Genomic DNA, 16,581 nt, shown 5'->3' with positions numbered 1-16,581 from the left:
CGCCGCATGGGCGGGACACCCCTGTTTCGTCCGTAAGCTGCAATTACAGCACATTGCCTCTTTGCCCGGGGTGACCCAGGTCATGGGCGATAATTTTTGTCCATGACTTCAGCTCCCTCCAACGCGGCCGCAGGGCCCGCCACAGCCCCGCGCTACGCGCGCGTGCTCTCGATTGCCGGTTCCGACAGCGGGGGCGGCGCGGGCATCCAGGCCGACCTCAAGACCTTTGCCGCCCTGGGCTGCTATGGCATGACGGCCATTACCGCCATCACCGCGCAGAACACGCTGGGCGTGACAGGCATCCATGGCATCCCGCCCGAGATGCTCAAGGCCCAGATCGACGCCGTGGTGCAGGACATCGGCGTGGACGCCGTGAAGATCGGCATGCTGCATTCGCCCGAGGTGGTGCACGTGGTGGCCAACGCCATCCGCGAATACCGCCTGCCCCATGTGGTGCTCGACCCGGTGATGGTCGCCACCAGCGGCGACCGCCTGATCGCCCAGGAGACGGTCGGCGTGCTGGTGCAGGAGCTGTTCCCCTTGGCCGAGCTGATCACGCCCAACCTCGACGAGGCCGGCTGGCTGCTGGGGCGCACCCTGGCGGGCCCCGATGACCTGGAGCAGGCCGCGCAAGACCTGCTGGGGCTGGGCGCGCGCGCGGCCCTGCTCAAGGGCGGCCACCTGCCCGGCGACTGGGTGGTGGACGTGCTGGCCACGGCGCCCGGCCAGGCCGGGCACCGCTTGCAGTCGGCCCGCATCGCCACGCACAATGGCCATGGCACGGGCTGCACGCTGTCCTCCGCCATTGCCTCGCACCTGGCCCTGGGCTTGCCGCTGCAGCAGGCGGTGGAGGGCGCCCGGGCCTATATCCTGGGCGCCATCGCCGCTGGTGCCAAGGTGGTCACCGGTGGCGGCCATGGCCCGCTGAACCACGGTTATGCGCCGGTGGCGCAGCGGATTTTCTGACCCTTTCCAACCCCACAAGCCCAAGCACCCATGTCGTATCTGGACGCCCTCGAACAGCACAAGACCCGTTCCGAAGAAGTGATGCAGCAGGTCCATGCCAGCCAGGAAGACTGGCTGGCCGAGGACATCGAGAGTTTCTATGGCACCACCGAGCACGGGCCGGAAACGCCGGCCGCCATCGATGCCTTCGAGCAGCGCATCGGCTTTGCGCTGCCCGGTCCGCTCAAGGCGCTGTACCTGAACCACGGCGGATTCGACATCTTCGAGGAGTACCGCTACTGCAGCGTGCGCATTCCGTCGATCGAGGAGTTGATCCGCCCGCCCGGCCAGTACAGCAGCAAGCGCCCCGAATGGCCCTTCCTGTACGGCGGCCTGGCCACCTATGGATCGCCGGCCGAGTTCGACAACCACTTGTCGCCCGAGCAACTCCGCCCCCTGCGCGAGGACATGGTGCTGTTCGGCGAGGTCAGCCACAGCTACAGCAGTGCCTATGTCACCTTGCTGGCGTTCCACCGCAACGGCAGCTTCTTTCAGCTGCCCTACGGGCACGATACCGGGGAGCGCGAATGGAACGAGCTGTACCACAACGTCGGGGCCGTGACCCTGTCGCTGGATGACTTGCTGGAACCCCGCATCCGCAAGTGCACTGCGGAGCTGGGCCGCCGGCTGGAGGAAAACCACTGGTAAGCGCCGCCCCTGGCGGCGCAGCCAGCTTCAGGCGGCCCTGGGGCGCGTGGCCCAGGCCGCCCCAAAGCTGAAGGCCAGCGCCGGCAGCGCCGAGCCAGCGCCCGGCAGCACCAGCGGCGCAAGGTGGTAGACCGCAATGCCCAGCAGCCAGAGGCCCACGGGCAGCCAGTTCACCTGGGGGACGCGCGCCAGCAGCGCCGGGGCATCGCTGCCGAAGGCCAGGCGGCCCAGGATCACGCCGAACAGCGGCACGAACACCGAGCTGAGCAGCAGCAGGAAGGGCTCCAGGCTGTGCATGGGCAGTACCAGTGCGAGGGCCGTGCAGGCCACGGCCATGGCCACGCCCCAGCGGCGCACGCCCCAGCGCGGCAGCAGGCTGTGGGCCGATACGGCGCCCGAGTAGGTGTCGCCATAGGCGTTGTCCACCTCGTCGATCAGGATCAGCGACAGCGCGATCAGCCCGCCCTGGGCCAGCAGCAGGGCCTGCACCAGGTCTTTGCTGGGCAAGGTCAGCGCCACCAGCACACCGAGCGTGTAGCACCACATGTTGGCCAGCGCATAGCCCAGCCAGGTGCCGCGCAGCGCGGCGCCGCCGCTTCGGCCATGGCGCGCATAGTCGGCCACCAGTGGCAGCCACGAGATCGGCATGGCGATCACCAGGTCCAGCGCGGGCAGCACGCCCATGCCGCCGGTGCCGGGTCGATTCCACAACTGCGCAAAGCCCTGGGCGTTGGCCAGCGAGAGGAACTGCCAGCTCAGCCACAGCAGCGACAGCACCACCAGCGGCAGTGCGATGCGTGCGATCAGCTTGCGCACCAGCTGCACCATGGAGGCGCTGATCAGCAGCACCACCACGCCACCCCACAGCAGTGTGGCCAGCACCGGCCACTGGCCGCCCGCCATGCTGCCCGACTGGCGGCCGATGGCCACCGTGGCCTCGCTCATCACCACCAGCTCGAACGTGCCCCAGCCCACGAGCTGCACGATGTTCAGAAGGATGGGCAGGCCGGCAAACGTGCGGCCATAGACCGCATGCATCAGCCCCGCGCTCGCCAGCCCGCTGTCGCAACCGAGTTTGGCCACCCAGCCCAGCAGGCCCGCACCCACGATGGAGCCGGCGACGATGGCTATCAATGCCTCTTTGGTGCCCAATGCTGGCATGAGGTAGCTGCCCACCTGCATGACCAGAAGGCCCACGCCCAGGCTGAACCAGAGCGAGGCATGGTCATGCCACTGGAAGACGCGGCGGTCGGGGCTGACCGGGGCCAGCGCCTCGTTGGCGGGCGCGGCGGCAGAGGGGGAAGCATGGGCGGACATGGTGGTCGGGCTCTCCGTTCAATCAATGGACGACAGAGCAGGGTCGGCAGCGTACTGGCTGGACCCCAACGCACCAGCCGCGAGGGCAGGGCGCCAGGTATGGCGTATGCGGACTGCTTCCCTGCGCGAGGATGATCTCAATCAGGTTCAAAGGGACTCTCTCAGCCTCGGCCGGTTGTTACCCGGCTTCGGCACCCCTAGCTGGGCGCGATTCTATCGCCAGAAGCGCAACGTCCGCGTCGTGGCGGGTATGCCGAGGGCGCGCAGGTCGCCAGCACTTCATTCGGGCCCCTGCGACATATGGGGCTTTTACATTCGGTCACCGATGGTAGATTCGGTCGACTCAAAGGAGGGGATCGTCGTGCAGTTGTTGACCTTGTCTTGTGCAAACTGCTCTGCGCCGCTGGAGGTGCGTGCGGATCTGGAGCGATTCACCTGCAGCTACTGTGGGACAGCCCAGATCGTCGAGCGCTCGGGCGGGGTGGTGTGCACGCGCAAGCTGGAGGCGGCGATCAACGCAGTGCAAAGGGGCACGGATCGGACGGCCGCGGAACTGGCCATGCCGCGCTTGACCCGTGAACTCGATGAGCTCATGAGCCAAAGGGCGCAGATAGTGCATCGGGTGCAGTTGCGGGTGGAGCATGCCAAAACCGGCAGGCACACCATGGCAATCATCGCCACGTTCGTCGTTGTGATCCTCTGGGCGATCTTTGTGAGCCCGATCGAGCCGAAGTCCACACTGGGTGAGATCTTGAAGATTGTGGTTTTTTGGATCGTAGCGATCGGGACCCCCGCCTTGGTGTATAGGGAGACCAAGCTACCGAAAATCGATCTGGTGCAAGAGACGGAGCACCTGGACGAGAAGATCGACAGGGTCCGGGAGCACATCAAGGCGAACCGGCGCATTCTGGATACGCTGCCGACTTGATGGCGGTGATGGCGTTCATAGCCACAGTACACCGTCAGGCCGGCGGTGCGTCCAGAATGCTGCGGTTCATCTCCATGCGTTCCTGGATTTGCGCGATTCGTCCGTCTATCTCGGCCAGTGCGGGCTGAATATCGATGGGGAGCACCTTGATCGACTGGAAAGCGAGCGCTGGGACACCCACGCAAGCCGCAAGCCAGACAAAGATGGACAAGCCGCTGAACGATTCATCGAGCAGCAGGATGATTAGAGGGCCTATCAGGAACACAGCCGCGAATGGGATAAGGCACTGCATCAACCGTCTAGCCTGGGCCAGGTTGCGCTTTGCCTGCGCTTCACGTATCAACTTTTCCCTGCTTTCCCGGGCTGCTTCCAGCTCACGTTCCAGTCGCACCAGGGCCAGCTCCGCCGCCGTACGGTCCGTGCCCTTCTGCACGTCCCGAACCGCTGTCTCGATTTTTTTCAGCCAGACGGCCCCTCCAGCACGTTTGACGATCTGTTCGGTTCCGCAGTAGCTGCAGGAGAAACGCTCCAGATCCTCGCTGATCTCAAGGGGGGGCTGAGCAACTGGCACATGAAAGTTTCAATAGCAGCACAGTGATCCTTTTCGCTGCGCGAATTTAGCATCGCTGTCCCGTCTTGCAGGCACTGGAGGGGCTCCATCTGCCATCCCGCGGTCTCCGTTCTGTCATATCCCCTCCCTAGACTCCCCCGCTTTACTCACGAGGGGAAAACCACAATGACAGTTCTTCGCAGTCTCTGGACGCTGGGCGCCGTGTGCGCCGCCACCGCACTGCTCGCCGCCTGCGGCGGCAGCGACGACAACAACAGCGGCGAGCGCAGCGTCGGCTCCCTGCGCCTCATCGGCCAGCAGATCCTGCCGCGCCGCATGGAGTACCAGGGCACGGTGGTGGGCGGCATCTCGGGCATCGACTACGACGAGAAGAGCAACCAGTTCATCCTGCTGTCGGACGACCGCACCACGTCCGATTCGGCCAATGCGCCGCGCATGTACACCGTGCGCCTGAACTACGACACCAGCAGTTTCAGCGGTGTGCAGTTTCTCTCCACCTTCAGCATGAAGCAGCCCAATGGCGCGGTCTACCCCAAGGTGCCCGATCCGCTGGTGGCCGACCCCGAGTCGGTGCGCATCGACCGCGCCACGGGCAACTACGTCTGGGTCAGCGAGGGCGACCGCACGCTGGCCTCGGGCACCACGGCCGCGCGCATCATCGACCCCTTCATCCGCGAGATCCGCCCCGACGGCACGCATGTGCGCGAGTACCAGATCCCCGCGATGTTCCGCATGTCGGCCGACAACACCGGCCCGCGCGGCAACCTGGCCTTCGAGGGCATTGCCTTCACGCCCGACAACAGCCGCGCCGCCGTGCTGATGGAGGGTGCGCTGCTGCAGGACGGCCCCGCCTCGACCACCACGGCCGGCAGCGTCTCGCGCATCACGATGTTCGACCGCAGCACCGGTGCCGCCGTGGCGCAGTACGCCTACCCCGTGGACAAGGTGCAGGCCGTGCCCGTGCCGGCAGACCAGTTCACGGTGAGCGGTGCCACCGAGATCCTGGCCCTGAGCTCCACGCGCTTCCTGGTGCTGGAGCGCAGCTTCTCGGTCGGCGTGGTGGGCAACCAGGCACGCTTGTACGAGATCAACACGGCCAATGCCACCAATGTGCTGGCCACGTCCGCTTTGGCCGGGTCCAGCTACACGCCGGTCACCAAGCGCCTGGTGCTCGACTTCGAAGCCCTGAAGGCCCAGCTTGGCGGCATCGCCAATCTGGAAGGCATCACCTTTGGCCCCAAGCTGGCCAATGGGCGCGACTCGCTGGTGGTGGTGGCGGATGACAACTTCCCGACGGCCGACTCGGCCACTGACCGCAACCAGTACCTGGTGTTCGAAGTGCTTCCTTGATCTGGGTCATTGCCGATGGCAATGTGAATGCATGGCGGGCCTGGGGGGCCCGCCATGCTGCCTATAATTGGCCACCATGTTCCGGAGCCTTGTCGCCGTCTTCCTCCTGCACTTTTTGCTGTGCGTGGGGATTTCCGTCGTCGGCTCCAGCAAACCCCTGCCACCGTTCGAGCCGCAGCAGGACCTGGCCGTGCTGAGCCAGACCGCACCGGGGCACGAAACCCCCGGCGCCAATTCCGATGCGGACGACCACGCCCTGCTCGATGACCGGCAGGACTTTCCGGACCTGCTGCAGCCCCGGGTGCTGGCCGATGCCGGTGCCGTTGCAGCCAAAAGCCTGATCCCCCTGGCGCCGGTGCGCACGCCCTCCGTGGCGCTTGCGCCGCCGCACAAGCCACCAAAAGCCCCAGGCCTCCTCGCCTGAGCCGGGCATCCGTCCGGCCTCCGGCCGGCTCTCCCGTTCGCTTCCGAACGGAAACCGTTTCCCCTCGCTGGCTGCCTTTCTCGCAGCCTTGCGCCGCGCGCACTTGGCTGTTGCGCGACCCCTTCGCATTGATCCGTCGGATCCCCCTGCGCTGCCAGCTCTGGAGCGTGCGGGCCCGGCCCCTGAGATTCACCATGGAAATCGCCCATCCTCCCGCCCCAGGGTTTGTCCAACCCGGGAAGTCCTCATGACCGGGGCCTATTCGACCGCGCCGTGGCCGCTTGCCCTCTGGGGGCGGTGGCGTCTGGCCTTTGCAGTGACCGCCATCGCCCTGGGCGCCGCCTGCATGGATGGCTACCCGAAGCAGGATGCGCCGCTGTCGGACCCGTTCAGCATGACCCAGGCCCAGCGCCTGGCGCACATGAACACGCTGGGGGCCGAGGCCCACCCGGAGCGCCGCTGGAGCTACGGGCTGCTGCCCGGCTGCGTGCTGCGCATCGACGCCGACGGGCCGGGCGGGCCGCGGCCGCCGCTGGAGATTCCGCTGCTGGGCGCTGCCGTCCAGGTGGCGGCCGACAAGGCCGACGGCACCTTCGACGTGGACCTGGCCCGCGGGCAGGCCCCCGCGGCCTCGGTGCTGGAAGCGCTCGACTGGGGCCACGCCGGTTGGATGCAGCTGCTGCTGCGGGTGGTGCAAAAAGGCTGCGCCGATGCCTGAAAGAACACGCATGCACAAGAACAACTACAACAACCGGGCGCTCGCAAAGCGCCCCCAACCCCCTCTTTGGAGCCGCAAGCCATGCGCCTGACCACCCGCAGCAAATTTGCCGTCGTCGCCATCGTGGACCTGGCGTCCCGCTCCGTGGGCAGCCCGGTGGCGCTGTCCGCGCTGAGCGAGCGCTATGGGATATCCGTGTCCTACCTGGAAGTGCTTTTCAGCGGCCTGCGCCAGGCGGGGCTGGTGGTGAGCACCCGGGGCCCCGGTGGCGGCTACACCCTGGCCCGGGGCGCGCGTGACATCTCGGTGGCCGACATCGTGCTGGCCTCGGAGGTCGGCAAGCCGGGGGGCGCTGGCCGGTCGGCCGATGCCATGAGCACTTCGCAGGGCGCCATGACGGCGGACCTTTGGGCCGCCTTCAACCATTCGGTGATGGAATACCTCGCATCGGTGTCCGTGGCCGAGCTGGTGAGCCAGCAGGGGCCCATTGAAAGCCAGGCCCGCCCGCCAGCAGTGGTGGAAAAGGACAGCCCGGCCAAGCGCCTGAAACCGCGGCCGCAACTGCCACGGGAAGGGGTTCCCAACTCCGTTTTTGCGCTGGGCGCTGCTTCCCGGGCGCTCGAGTAAGCCATCCATGCGACGGCGGACCGGACTGGCCCGCCGCGGCAGCGGCTTGTCCGGCTTACTTGGCGGCAGCGCGTGCCGCTTCCGCCTTGGCCTTGGCTTCGTCGGCCTTGCGCTGCAACTCCTTGGCTTCCTTCTCGGCGGCCTCGGCTTCCTTGGCCTTGGCCTCCTTCTCCTTGTCGGCGCTCGAGGGGGCGGCAAGGGCGCTGCCCACCATGGCACCGGCCACGCCGCCTACGGCGGCGGCTCCCAGGGTGGAGCCGATGCCGGGGCGCGCCGCGGGTGCTGCGGCGGCTGCAGGTGCGGCCGCTGCAGCAGCGGCCGGGGTGCTGGGAGTGGCTGGGGCCTTGGGCGCGGCGGTGGCGGCCGGGGCGGCGGGTGCCGGGGCGGGCGCTGGGCGCGCTGCAGCAGGCTTGCTGCCGCCCATGCGCTTGGCGTGGGCGAGCGTCGGAGCGGTCAGGGAGGCGATGGCCAGCGCGAGGATGGCCGAGGTGGTGCGAAGCGATGCGTTCATGGGGTGGTCCAGGTCCTTTGTGAAAGGTGATGGGCCATGCTACTGAACCGGCCTTTGGCCCTGCGGCGCCAAAGGCATTGGTTGCGCATGGATACCCACCCGCCCTGGGCGCACCGTGTCAGCCCAGCTTGTGGACCATCTCCTCGATTTCCTGGCGGTCGAGTTCGCGGCGCTGCTCCAGGTGGTCGATGACCTGCGCCAGCAGCCGCGCCGTGCGCTCCGCCGTGGTCGAGTCCTGTTCGGTCAGCCGGTCGAAGACCAACTGGTAGGTGTCCTTGTAGGCGATGGCGCTCATGATCGGCTCCCGGTGTCGTGGGCCCATTCTGGGCACGGGCAGGCCAGCATGCTGTAGGCCGATGGGAGGTTTCGCTGTAGTGAGACTGCGCTGGTTCGCACATTCCCGGCGCGGCCAAAAAAAGGGGTGCCCCGGCAAGCCGGAGGCACCCAAGGGAGGGAATCAGAGAAAAGGGATGGGATCGTGGGGCTTCAGCCGCTCACGCCCACACGCAGCTTGGCCACGTAGCCACTGGTGTTGTCGCCCGTCACCGTGGCGGTCTGCAGCGACACGCCGTCGCTGAACACGTTGTCGGTGGCAAAGCTGATCTGCGAGAGGTTGCGCACGCTCGCGCTGTAGCCATCGGTGGTGTAGACCTGCTGGCACACGGCCGTGGGGAAGGCCATCTGCGAGGTGCGGATGGCATTGGCGCCGCGCGTGGCGCTGGCCAGGTTGCGGTACACCTCGAAGTGGATGTGCGGCATGCGGCCCGAGTAGCAGCCCGGGAAGATGGATTGGAAGGTGGCCACGCCCGAGGCGCTGGTCTCCTGCACGCCGCGCAGGTAGTTCTCGGCGGTGACGCCGTTCGAGTACATGGAGTACAGGCCGTCGCGCGTGCAGTGCCACAGGTAGATGGCATAGCCCGAGAGGGTGGCGCAGCTCGACGCGGTGTTGACCAGCTCCAGTTCCACGCGCAGCGGGATGCCGGCCGCGATGCCCGTGGCGCCGCCGATGCTGGCACGGATGTCGCTGCGCACGATGCCCGAGAGCGTGAGCGCATTGGCCACGCCCGACTGGTTGCTGTTGGAGCCATCGCCGGGGTAGGGGCCGGCCGTCTCCTGCGGAATGATGCTGCAGGTCTGGCTGGTGGCGCCGCCCGCGGCCATGCTGACCCAGTGGGACAGGGGGCCCAGGTTCAGGAAGGCATAGCCGGTCTCGCGGCCATAGGCATACAGGTTGGAGTCCTGCAGGCTCACGCCCAGGTAGTTGTCGGTGGTGGGGTAGAAGCGGAAGATGAAATTGGCGTTGCTCTGCGCCACGGCCGAGCTGGCCGGGAACCACTGCGGGTAGGTGGCCTGGGCCCAGTTGAGCACGGTGCTGGTATCGCTGGCCGTGTCGGCCATGCTGTTGCCCGAGAGCAGGGACAGGGGGGCCATGCTCCCCACGGCCAGCCAGCGCAGCGCGTTGCGGCGCGTGGCGGCCTGGCGGGTCAGGGTCTTGAGGTCGTGCGGGAGCCCGTGGTGGTGGGCGGTGTCGTCGTCGTGGTACAGGGCGTTGTTCATGGGCTTGCAGGTTCTGTTGAAAGAGAAAACCACTCACCCGAGTCGCGTTGCATTTGGCGGACTGGCTGGGTGACCGTGTGCACAGTGTCTCGCCAGCCTGTAAGTTTTGTATATGCAGTTTGTGTCTTGGATGAAATGATGGATTCTGCTGGGCTGTTGTTGGAATGGCTGTAGTGGTGGTTACCGTGTGCTTTTTCAGTGAGCGGGAGCCGGGATGTGCGCCCGGCGGCGCACCTACCTTCTTTTGCTTCGTCAAAAGAAGGTAGGCCAAGAAAAGACGACCCCGCTGCCCGCGTCCCCCATCGCCCTGTTGGGCGCTGGGGGCAGCCTGCGATGCTCGGTCCTGGTGTGCACCGTGGAACTCGCTGCGTTCCCCCTGCGGGTGAACTGCGCTCAAACATCCACGGTGAGTCAGAGAACGATGCGCGTGTCCTTCGGCACGCGCTCACCCCAGGCCCTGCGCTTCTCGGCACGGTCAGAAGGGGGTGGATACCGACACGGGCCATTGCTTCGCTCGGCCCGATTTGCCTCGCTGCGCTTCGGCCTGGGCAGGGCGATCGCGCCCACGCGTCGGCAGCGCGCAGCGCGTAACCGACACCCGGCGCAGCTGCGTAGCAGCAGCCGTCCCTGGCCCCGCTCCCACCCCTTCTGGCTGCGCCGAGAAGCGCAGGGCCTGGGGTGGGTGCGTGTGCCGAAGGACACACGCACTTCGTTGTCTAGCTCGTCGCGGATGTTTGAACGGAGTTTGGCCGCAGGCCAAACGAAGTGAGTTCCGCGACGCCACCCCAGGACCGAGCATCGCAGGTTGCCCGTAGCGCAGCGGAGGGACGCAGACAGCGGGGCGCTGTTTCTTTGCCTACTTTCTTTTTGCGCAAAAAGAAAGTAGGTGCGCCGCCGGGCGCACATCCCGGCCTCCGCCTTCAATCAAAGCATGCCGCTCAAAACAGCGGCAGATGCACCGCATCACCACACACAGCAGTCAACCCGCCAGCGGCATCACCAACTGCGCCCGCAATCCCCCCTCGGCCCGGTTGTGCAAACTCAGCCGGCAACCATCGCGCTCCGCCAGGTCGCGCGCAATGGCCAGGCCCAGCCCATAGCCGGCCGTGCGCGCCGGCAGCTCGCCCGCCATGGCATGGGCGGGGGGCGCCGCATCCTGCGACAGGCGCACCCAGGGCTCCAGGGCCTGCTCCAGCTGCGCCTCGGGAATGCCGGGGCCCGAGTCGTCGATGTGCAGCACCACGCCCTCGGGCAGGGCGTGCACGGTGAGGGTGGCGCCGCCGCCATGGCGCACGGCATTGCCCACCAGGTTGCCGATCACGCGGCGCAGCGCGGCCGTGCGGGCGCGCACGCGCACGGGCACATCGGTGGCCGGCGGCAGCAGCTCCACCGGCAGGCCCTGGTCGGCCAGGTCGTCCACCAGGGCCTGGAGCAGGGCCACCAGGTCGATGGAGCGGGCCTCGCTGCCCTCGTGCTGCTCGCGCAGCACGGCCAGGGTGTCACCGATCATCTCGTCCATCTCGCGGATGTCGTTGATCGCGGCCTGCTGGGCCGGCCCCTCGGGCCACTGGGCCACGCGCATGCGCAGCCGCGTGAGGGGGGTGCGCAGGTCGTGCGACACGGCGGCCATGTGCAGGCCGCGTGCGTCGAACTGCTCCTTGAGGCGCTGCGACATCTGGTTGAACACCTGGGCGGCGTTGCGCACTTCCACGGTGCCCAGGGTCTCGTCGATCACGGGCGGCTTGCCGCCCTTGTCGATGTTTTGCGACAGCGCGCTGGCCGCATGGGACAGGCGCAGCATGGGGCGCGACAGCCAGCGCGCGCCCAGGAAGGCTGCCAGGCCGATCAGCACGAAGCGGATGCCATAGTCCATCCACAGCGAATTCATGGGCATGGGGCCGCCCACGCGCGGCGGGTTGCCCGCCGTGAAGGGGTTGGGGCCCCGGCCTTCGCCGCCCGCAGCCGTACCGCCTGGGGGCTGCAGGAGCGGCGGTGGGGCCATGCGTTCACCGCCCATGGGCGGTGGCCCGCCTGGGCCCATCCCTGGCCCTGGCCTGGGCGGCCCGCCCGGCACGCCGGCTCCGGTGATGGGGTTGCCCGGCGGCAGCGTGGCCAGGGGGGGCAGGCGCGACAGCGTGGTCGAGAGGTCTTGCTGGTGGCGCAGCTTGGTGACCGTGAGGTAGGCCACCAGGTGGCTGCCCGCCAGTGCCACCCACATCAGGATGAACAGGCGCAGGAACAGCGTGTCCAGGCGGCGCCAGTTCCAGCGTCGGCCTGGGGGCGCAGGTTTCGTCACCGCTGCACCTCGACGTCGAACAGATAGCCCTCGCCGCGCATGGTGCGTATCAGCGGCCGGTCGCGCTGGCCCTCACCGAGCTTGCCGCGCAGGCGCGAGACGGCCAGATCGATGCTGCGGTCGCTGACCACCACGCCCGGCGCGCGCGAGAGATCGAGCAGCCGGTCGCGGCTGAGCACCTTGCCCGCGTGGGCGGTGAAGGCCTCGAGCAAACGGAACTCGGCACTGGACAGGGCCACCACGGTGCCGTCGGGCGAGACCAGTTCGCGCCGCAGCCGGTCGAAGGTCCAGCCCTCGAAGCGCACCTGGGGTGCGTCGGCCTGCGGCGGGGGCGCCGCGCCGCGCCGCAGCACGGCCTTGATGCGAGCCACCAGCTCGCGCGGCTCGAAGGGCTTGGCCAGGTAGTCGTCGGCCCCGAGCTCCAGGCCCAGCACGCGCGACATGGGGTCGCCCTGGGCGGTGAGCACGATCACTGGCAACTGGCCGTGGTCGCGGCGCACCCACTGGCACAGGGACAGCCCGTCCTCGTCGGGCAGCATCAAATCGAGCAGCACCACATCGAAGCCCTGGCGCGCCAGGGCGGCGCGCATGCCCCGGCCGTCGCCCACGGCCTCGGTGGAAAAGCCGAAGTTGGCCAGGTAGTCGAGCAGCAGGGTGCGGATGGCGGGATCGTCATCCACCAGCAGGCAGCGGGTCATGCAGGAATCTTGTCGCAGTGGGATTGGGCCGAAGGTAGCACAACAGCCCGGCGGTGCTAGGACGCTTGGGGCGTGGCCACGCCCAGCAGCGCATGCAGGCGCGGGCTGGTGGTCGTGTACTGCAGCGCCACCTTGTCACCGGTAAGCGCCTCGGCCGCGGCAAAGGCGGCCAGCGTGGCTTCATGGAAGCCGCACAGGATGAGCTTGCGCTTGCCCGGGTAGGTATTGATGTCGCCCACGGCGAAGATGCAGGGCACGCTGGTGCGGAAGCTGGCGGTGTCCACAACCAACTGCTTGCGCTCGATGGCGATGCCCCAGTCGGCAATCGGGCCCAGGCGCGGCGAGATGCCCAGCGCGGCGATCAGGCAGTCCACCGGCGCGTTGGCGCTCTGGCCTTCGGTGTCCACCACCTGCAGCGCGGCCAGGCGCCCGGCCTCGGCCACCAGCCCGGTGATCTGGCCCACGATGACCTGGACACGCCCGGCATCGCGCAGGGCTTGCAGCTGCTGCAGTTGTTCGGCTGGTGCCTGGAAGGCATCACGCCGGTACAGCAGGCGGATGCTGGCAGGCGCCTCGGCCGTGGGCAGCGTCGCCAGCGCGATGGCATGGGCCACGGCGGCATCGTCGCCGCCATGCACCACCACGCGCTGGCCGGCCACCGGGGTGCCGGCGGGCAGATGCTGGTAGTGCACCTGCGTGCCCACCCAGGCTTCGATGCCTTCGACCTTGAGCGTGCGTGGCACGAAGGCCCCCACGCCTGCGGCGATGAAGACCGCGCGGGCCAGCAAAGCCTGTCCCTGGTTCGTTTCTACAAGGATGCGCCCGTCGTCCTGCAGCGCCACGGAGGCAACCAGGGCAGAGAGGTGCCAGTGCGGCTTGAACGGTGCGATCTGCCGCAGCAGCAAGGCCGCCAGCTCACGCCCGCTGCACACGGGCACACCGGGGATGTCGTAGATGGGCTTGTCGCCGTACAGCTCCACGCACTGGCCGCCGGCATGGGGCAACGCGTCGATCACATGGGCGGTGATGCCCTGCAGGCCGAGCTGGAAGACCTGGAACAGGCCCACGGGGCCTGCACCGATGACCACGGCATCCGTGGCGATGGGGGAGGAGGGCTGCGTGGGCGTGGACACCGGGGGCGAACGTGCGATGTCGCTCAGCGGGCCAGCTCGTTGACCTTGCCGGGCTTGCCGTTCCACTCGTCGGCGTCGGGCAGGGCGGGCTTGCGCTTGGTGATGCTCTTCCAGCCGTCGGCAAAGGCCAGGTCGGCGTTGATCTTGATGAAGGCGATCTGGTCGGCCGGCAGGTCTTCTTCGGCAAAGATGGCGTTGGCCGGGCACTCGGGGATGCAGACGGCGCAGTCGATGCACTCATCGGGATCGATGACGAGCATGTTCGGGCCTTCGCGGAAGCAGTCGACGGGGCAGACGTCCACACAATCGGTGTACTTGCACTTGATGCAGTTTTCGGAAACGACGTGGGTCATGACGGGGCGTGTGTGGGTCGGTGAAAACCCTCGATTTTAGAAGCTTTCACCGGCCTTGGGTTGCGAGGACCAGGGGTCTTCAGGGGTGACCCATGGTTTTTGGACAGGCAAATGCGCTCTGGTTGCGAATGCGGATCAATTAACCAGCACGGCACCGGCCGTTTTGTGGCTGGCCGTGTCGACCAGGATCAGCGAACCGAGCACGCGCGCCTGGGCGAAGGAGGCGGCGGGCAGGGGCTCCTGCAGCAGCAGCTCCACATGGCCGATGGCGTTGGGGTCGAGCTGCGTGGCGGCCTCCTCGGCCAGGGTGTTGATGTCCAGGCGGTGCACCACGCGCTTGACCTTGGCCTTGACCCAGCGGTGGCCATGCAGCGCCCAGTACACGCGGCCGGCCACCAGGGGCTCGTCGTCCATCCAGGCCACGGTGGTCAACAGCTCGCGGCTGGCGGGCCAGGCGGGCACGGCGGCAGGCGTGTCGAAATCGTCTTCGGCAGCGGCTGCGGCCGTGGGGGCGGCCAGGATCCAGTCACCGCGTGAGACGTCCACCTCGCGGTCGAGGATGATGCCGGCGCTCTGGCCCGCATCCACGCCCACGGGGCGGCGCGCATGGTCCAGCACCTGGGCCACGGTGGCGATCTGCCCGCTCGGGAAGATCTGCACGGCCGTGCCGGGCGCCACGCTGCCGGCGGCCACGCGGCCCCAGAACACGCGGCGGCCCTGCGAGGTGTCGGACGAGGACGAGAATTTTTCGACCCACTGCACCGGGAAGGCCAGCGCCAGGCCCGTGTCGGCCGGCGTGTTGGGCAACTGCTCCAGCACGGCGAGCAAGGTGGGGCCGTTGTAGCCGCACCAGCCGGCGTGGGCGTCGACCACGTTCCAGCCCTTGAGGGCCGAGACGGGCACCGTGGCGCGCACGGCGATGCCCGCGGCCTGCGCAAACTTGGCCAGGGCCGCGCTGATGTGGGCGAAGGCCAGGGCCGGGTCGGCCACGGCGTCGAGCTTGTTCACGGCGAACACCAGCGAGTGCACGCGCAGCAGGTGGGCCAGCAGCGAGTGGCGGCGGGTCTGCGGCAGCAGTGCGAGGTCCGGGTTCTGCCAGTCGAGCTTGGTCGCATCGACGAGCACCACGGCGGCGTCGGCGCTGCTCGCGGCGGTGACCATGTTGCGCGTGTACTGCTCATGGCCGGGGGCGTCACCGATGATGAACTTGCGTTCTTCGGTGGCGAAATAGCGGTAGGCCACGTCGATGGTGATGCCTTGCTCGCGCTCGGCCGAGAGGCCGTCGGTCAAGAGGGCCAGGTCGGTCTCGCCCTGGCGCTGCACGCCGGCCAGGTGGTCCTGCAGCACGGCCTTGCTGTCCACCAGCAGGCGGCCGATCAGCGTGCTCTTGCCGTCATCGACGCTGCCGCAGGTGATGAACTTGAGGGCCGATGCGTGGCTGTTGCCCTGGGTGCCGGTGGCTGGTGCGGTCGTTTGTGCGGTGGTCATCAGAAATACCCGTCCTTCTTGCGCTTTTCCATCGAGGCATCGCTCGTCTTGTCGTCCATGCGGGTCGCACCGCGCTCGCTCACGTCGGCGGCCAGGGTTTCGATGACGATCTCGCCTGGCGTGGCCGCCGTGCTTTCCACCGGTGCGGTGCAGGTGATGTCGCCCACGGTGCGAAAGCGCACATCGCGCGTCTCGACCTTCTCGCCCTCGCGCGGCGGGGTCAGCTCGGTCACGGGCATCAAGAGGCCCTTGCGGTCCACCACCTCGCGCTTGTGCGTGTAGTAGATGCTGGGCAGGCCGATCTGCTCGCGGTCGATGTACTGCCATACATCGAGCTCGGTCCAGTTGCTGATGGGGAACACGCGGAAGTGCTCGCCGGGCTGCAGCCGGGTGTTGAACAGCGTCCACAGCTCGGGGCGCTGGGCTTTGGGTTGCCATTGGCCGAAGCTGTCGCGGTGCGAGAAGATGCGCTCCTTGGCGCGGGCCTTCTCTTCGTCGCGGCGGGCGCCGCCGATCAGCGCGTCGAAACGGAACTCCTCGATGGCTTCGAGCAGCGTGACCGACTGGTGCACGTTGCGGCTCTCGCCCGGGTGGGCCAGGCGCACCGTGCCGCGCGCCATGGAGTCTTCCACGCTGCGCACGATGAGCTCGGCACCCAGTTCCTTGGCGCGCTGATCGCGGAAGTCCGTGACCTCGGGGAAGTTGTGGCCCGTGTCGATCATGAGCAGCGGGTAGGGGATGCGGCCCGCGCCGAAGGCCTTCTCTGCGCACTTGAGCATCACCAGCGAATCCTTGCCGCCCGAAAACAGCAGGGTGGGGCGCTCGAAGGCAGCGGCCACCTCGCGCAGGATGAAGATGGTTTCTTCTTCCAGGGCGTCGAGGTGCGAATTGTTCAGGTGGTAGCTCATGTTCTTGTTCTGCAGCAGCGCGGCATCGGTGCGGGCGTTCATGGTCGGT

General features: G+C 67.8%; 18 protein-coding genes and 1 riboswitch. Of the genes, 7 read left to right on the top strand and 11 right to left on the bottom strand.

The features are described 5' to 3' along the window. The first annotated feature begins 102 nt into the window (after positions 1–102). Together thiD and HNP48_RS21355 are read left to right on the top strand one after the other, a co-directional pair. Positions 103–966 (top strand): bifunctional hydroxymethylpyrimidine kinase/phosphomethylpyrimidine kinase, encoded by an 864-nt coding sequence (gene thiD / locus HNP48_RS21360; protein WP_184860828.1) that lies wholly within the window; start codon positions 103–105, stop codon positions 964–966. Between the two features lie 30 nt (positions 967–996). Then, positions 997–1,653 (top strand): SMI1/KNR4 family protein, encoded by a 657-nt coding sequence (locus HNP48_RS21355; RefSeq protein ID WP_184860826.1) that lies wholly within the window; start codon positions 997–999, stop codon positions 1,651–1,653. Positions 1,654–1,680: 27 nt separating this feature from the next. Here HNP48_RS21355 and HNP48_RS21350 read toward each other — a convergent pair whose 3' ends face one another. Further along, positions 1,681–2,970 (bottom strand): cytosine permease, encoded by a 1,290-nt coding sequence (locus HNP48_RS21350; protein WP_184860824.1) that lies wholly within the window; start codon positions 2,968–2,970, stop codon positions 1,681–1,683. A 101-nt stretch (positions 2,971–3,071) separates the two neighbouring features. Continuing rightward, positions 3,072–3,179: riboswitch (TPP riboswitch) on the bottom strand. A gap of 152 nt (positions 3,180–3,331) precedes the next feature. Between HNP48_RS21350 and HNP48_RS21345 the strand changes: the two genes are divergently transcribed. Further along, on the top strand, positions 3,332–3,898 hold the full coding sequence (locus tag HNP48_RS21345) for a hypothetical protein (RefSeq protein WP_184860822.1): 567 nt from the start codon (positions 3,332–3,334) through the stop codon (positions 3,896–3,898). A gap of 34 nt (positions 3,899–3,932) precedes the next feature. On the opposite strand, the gene HNP48_RS21340 is transcribed toward HNP48_RS21345, so the two are convergent. Continuing rightward, on the bottom strand, positions 3,933–4,469 hold the full coding sequence (locus HNP48_RS21340; RefSeq protein ID WP_184860820.1) for a hypothetical protein: 537 nt from the start codon (positions 4,467–4,469) through the stop codon (positions 3,933–3,935). A gap of 165 nt (positions 4,470–4,634) precedes the next feature. Between HNP48_RS21340 and HNP48_RS21335 the strand changes: the two genes are divergently transcribed. From HNP48_RS21335 to HNP48_RS21320, 4 genes are all read left to right on the top strand, one after another. Next, positions 4,635–5,819, top strand: coding sequence for an esterase-like activity of phytase family protein (locus tag HNP48_RS21335; RefSeq protein WP_184860818.1), 1,185 nt, complete (start codon positions 4,635–4,637; stop codon positions 5,817–5,819). A 76-nt stretch (positions 5,820–5,895) separates the two neighbouring features. Beyond that, positions 5,896–6,243 carry a hypothetical protein gene (locus tag HNP48_RS21330; protein ID WP_184860816.1) on the top strand — a complete coding sequence of 116 codons (348 nt, stop codon included), beginning with the start codon at positions 5,896–5,898 and terminating at the stop codon, positions 6,241–6,243. Positions 6,244–6,559: 316 nt separating this feature from the next. Then, positions 6,560–6,961, top strand: coding sequence for a hypothetical protein (locus tag HNP48_RS21325; protein WP_184860814.1), 402 nt, complete (start codon positions 6,560–6,562; stop codon positions 6,959–6,961). Positions 6,962–7,042: 81 nt separating this feature from the next. Continuing rightward, a complete protein-coding gene (locus HNP48_RS21320) occupies positions 7,043–7,588 on the top strand; it encodes an Rrf2 family transcriptional regulator (protein ID WP_184860812.1) in 546 nt (181 codons plus the stop codon). Between the two features lie 55 nt (positions 7,589–7,643). Here the strand turns inward: HNP48_RS21320 and HNP48_RS21315 are convergent, their stop codons facing one another. The 9 genes from HNP48_RS21315 to cysD form a co-directional block, all read right to left on the bottom strand. Then, positions 7,644–8,099, bottom strand: a complete 456-nt coding sequence (locus HNP48_RS21315; RefSeq protein ID WP_184860810.1) for an ABC transporter substrate-binding protein — start codon at positions 8,097–8,099, stop codon at positions 7,644–7,646. 118 nt (positions 8,100–8,217) lie between these two features. Next, positions 8,218–8,394, bottom strand: a complete 177-nt coding sequence (locus tag HNP48_RS21310) for a hypothetical protein (RefSeq protein WP_184860808.1) — start codon at positions 8,392–8,394, stop codon at positions 8,218–8,220. Between the two features lie 191 nt (positions 8,395–8,585). Continuing rightward, positions 8,586–9,656, bottom strand: a complete 1,071-nt coding sequence (locus HNP48_RS35205; RefSeq protein ID WP_221480299.1) for an intradiol ring-cleavage dioxygenase — start codon at positions 9,654–9,656, stop codon at positions 8,586–8,588. Positions 9,657–10,635: 979 nt separating this feature from the next. Continuing rightward, positions 10,636–11,952 (bottom strand): ATP-binding protein, encoded by a 1,317-nt coding sequence (locus tag HNP48_RS21300; RefSeq protein WP_184860806.1) that lies wholly within the window; start codon positions 11,950–11,952, stop codon positions 10,636–10,638. Then, positions 11,949–12,650, bottom strand: a complete 702-nt coding sequence (locus HNP48_RS21295; RefSeq protein WP_184860804.1) for a response regulator — start codon at positions 12,648–12,650, stop codon at positions 11,949–11,951. The genes HNP48_RS21300 and HNP48_RS21295 overlap by 4 nt, the downstream gene beginning before the upstream one ends. Before the next feature lie 56 nt (positions 12,651–12,706). Next, a complete protein-coding gene (locus HNP48_RS21290) occupies positions 12,707–13,783 on the bottom strand; it encodes an NAD(P)/FAD-dependent oxidoreductase (protein WP_184860802.1) in 1,077 nt (358 codons plus the stop codon). 23 nt (positions 13,784–13,806) lie between these two features. Further along, the gene (gene fdxA / locus HNP48_RS21285) at positions 13,807–14,136 is read right to left on the bottom strand and encodes a ferredoxin FdxA (RefSeq protein WP_184860800.1); all 330 of its coding nucleotides are present in this window, start codon (positions 14,134–14,136) and stop codon (positions 13,807–13,809) included. Positions 14,137–14,271: 135 nt separating this feature from the next. Then, positions 14,272–15,624 (bottom strand): sulfate adenylyltransferase subunit 1, encoded by a 1,353-nt coding sequence (locus HNP48_RS21280; protein ID WP_184860798.1) that lies wholly within the window; start codon positions 15,622–15,624, stop codon positions 14,272–14,274. Then, entirely contained in the window at positions 15,624–16,574 is a 951-nt protein-coding gene (gene cysD / locus HNP48_RS21275; RefSeq protein ID WP_184860796.1) for a sulfate adenylyltransferase subunit CysD, read from the bottom strand. The genes HNP48_RS21280 and cysD overlap by 1 nt, the downstream gene beginning before the upstream one ends. Between the last annotated feature and the right edge of the window lie 7 nt (positions 16,575–16,581).

The sequence above is a fragment of the Acidovorax soli genome, from assembly GCF_014207955.1.
Taxonomy (GTDB): domain Bacteria; phylum Pseudomonadota; class Gammaproteobacteria; order Burkholderiales; family Burkholderiaceae_C; genus Acidovorax; species Acidovorax soli_A.
This window is presented reverse-complemented; position numbering and strand designations above follow the sequence as displayed.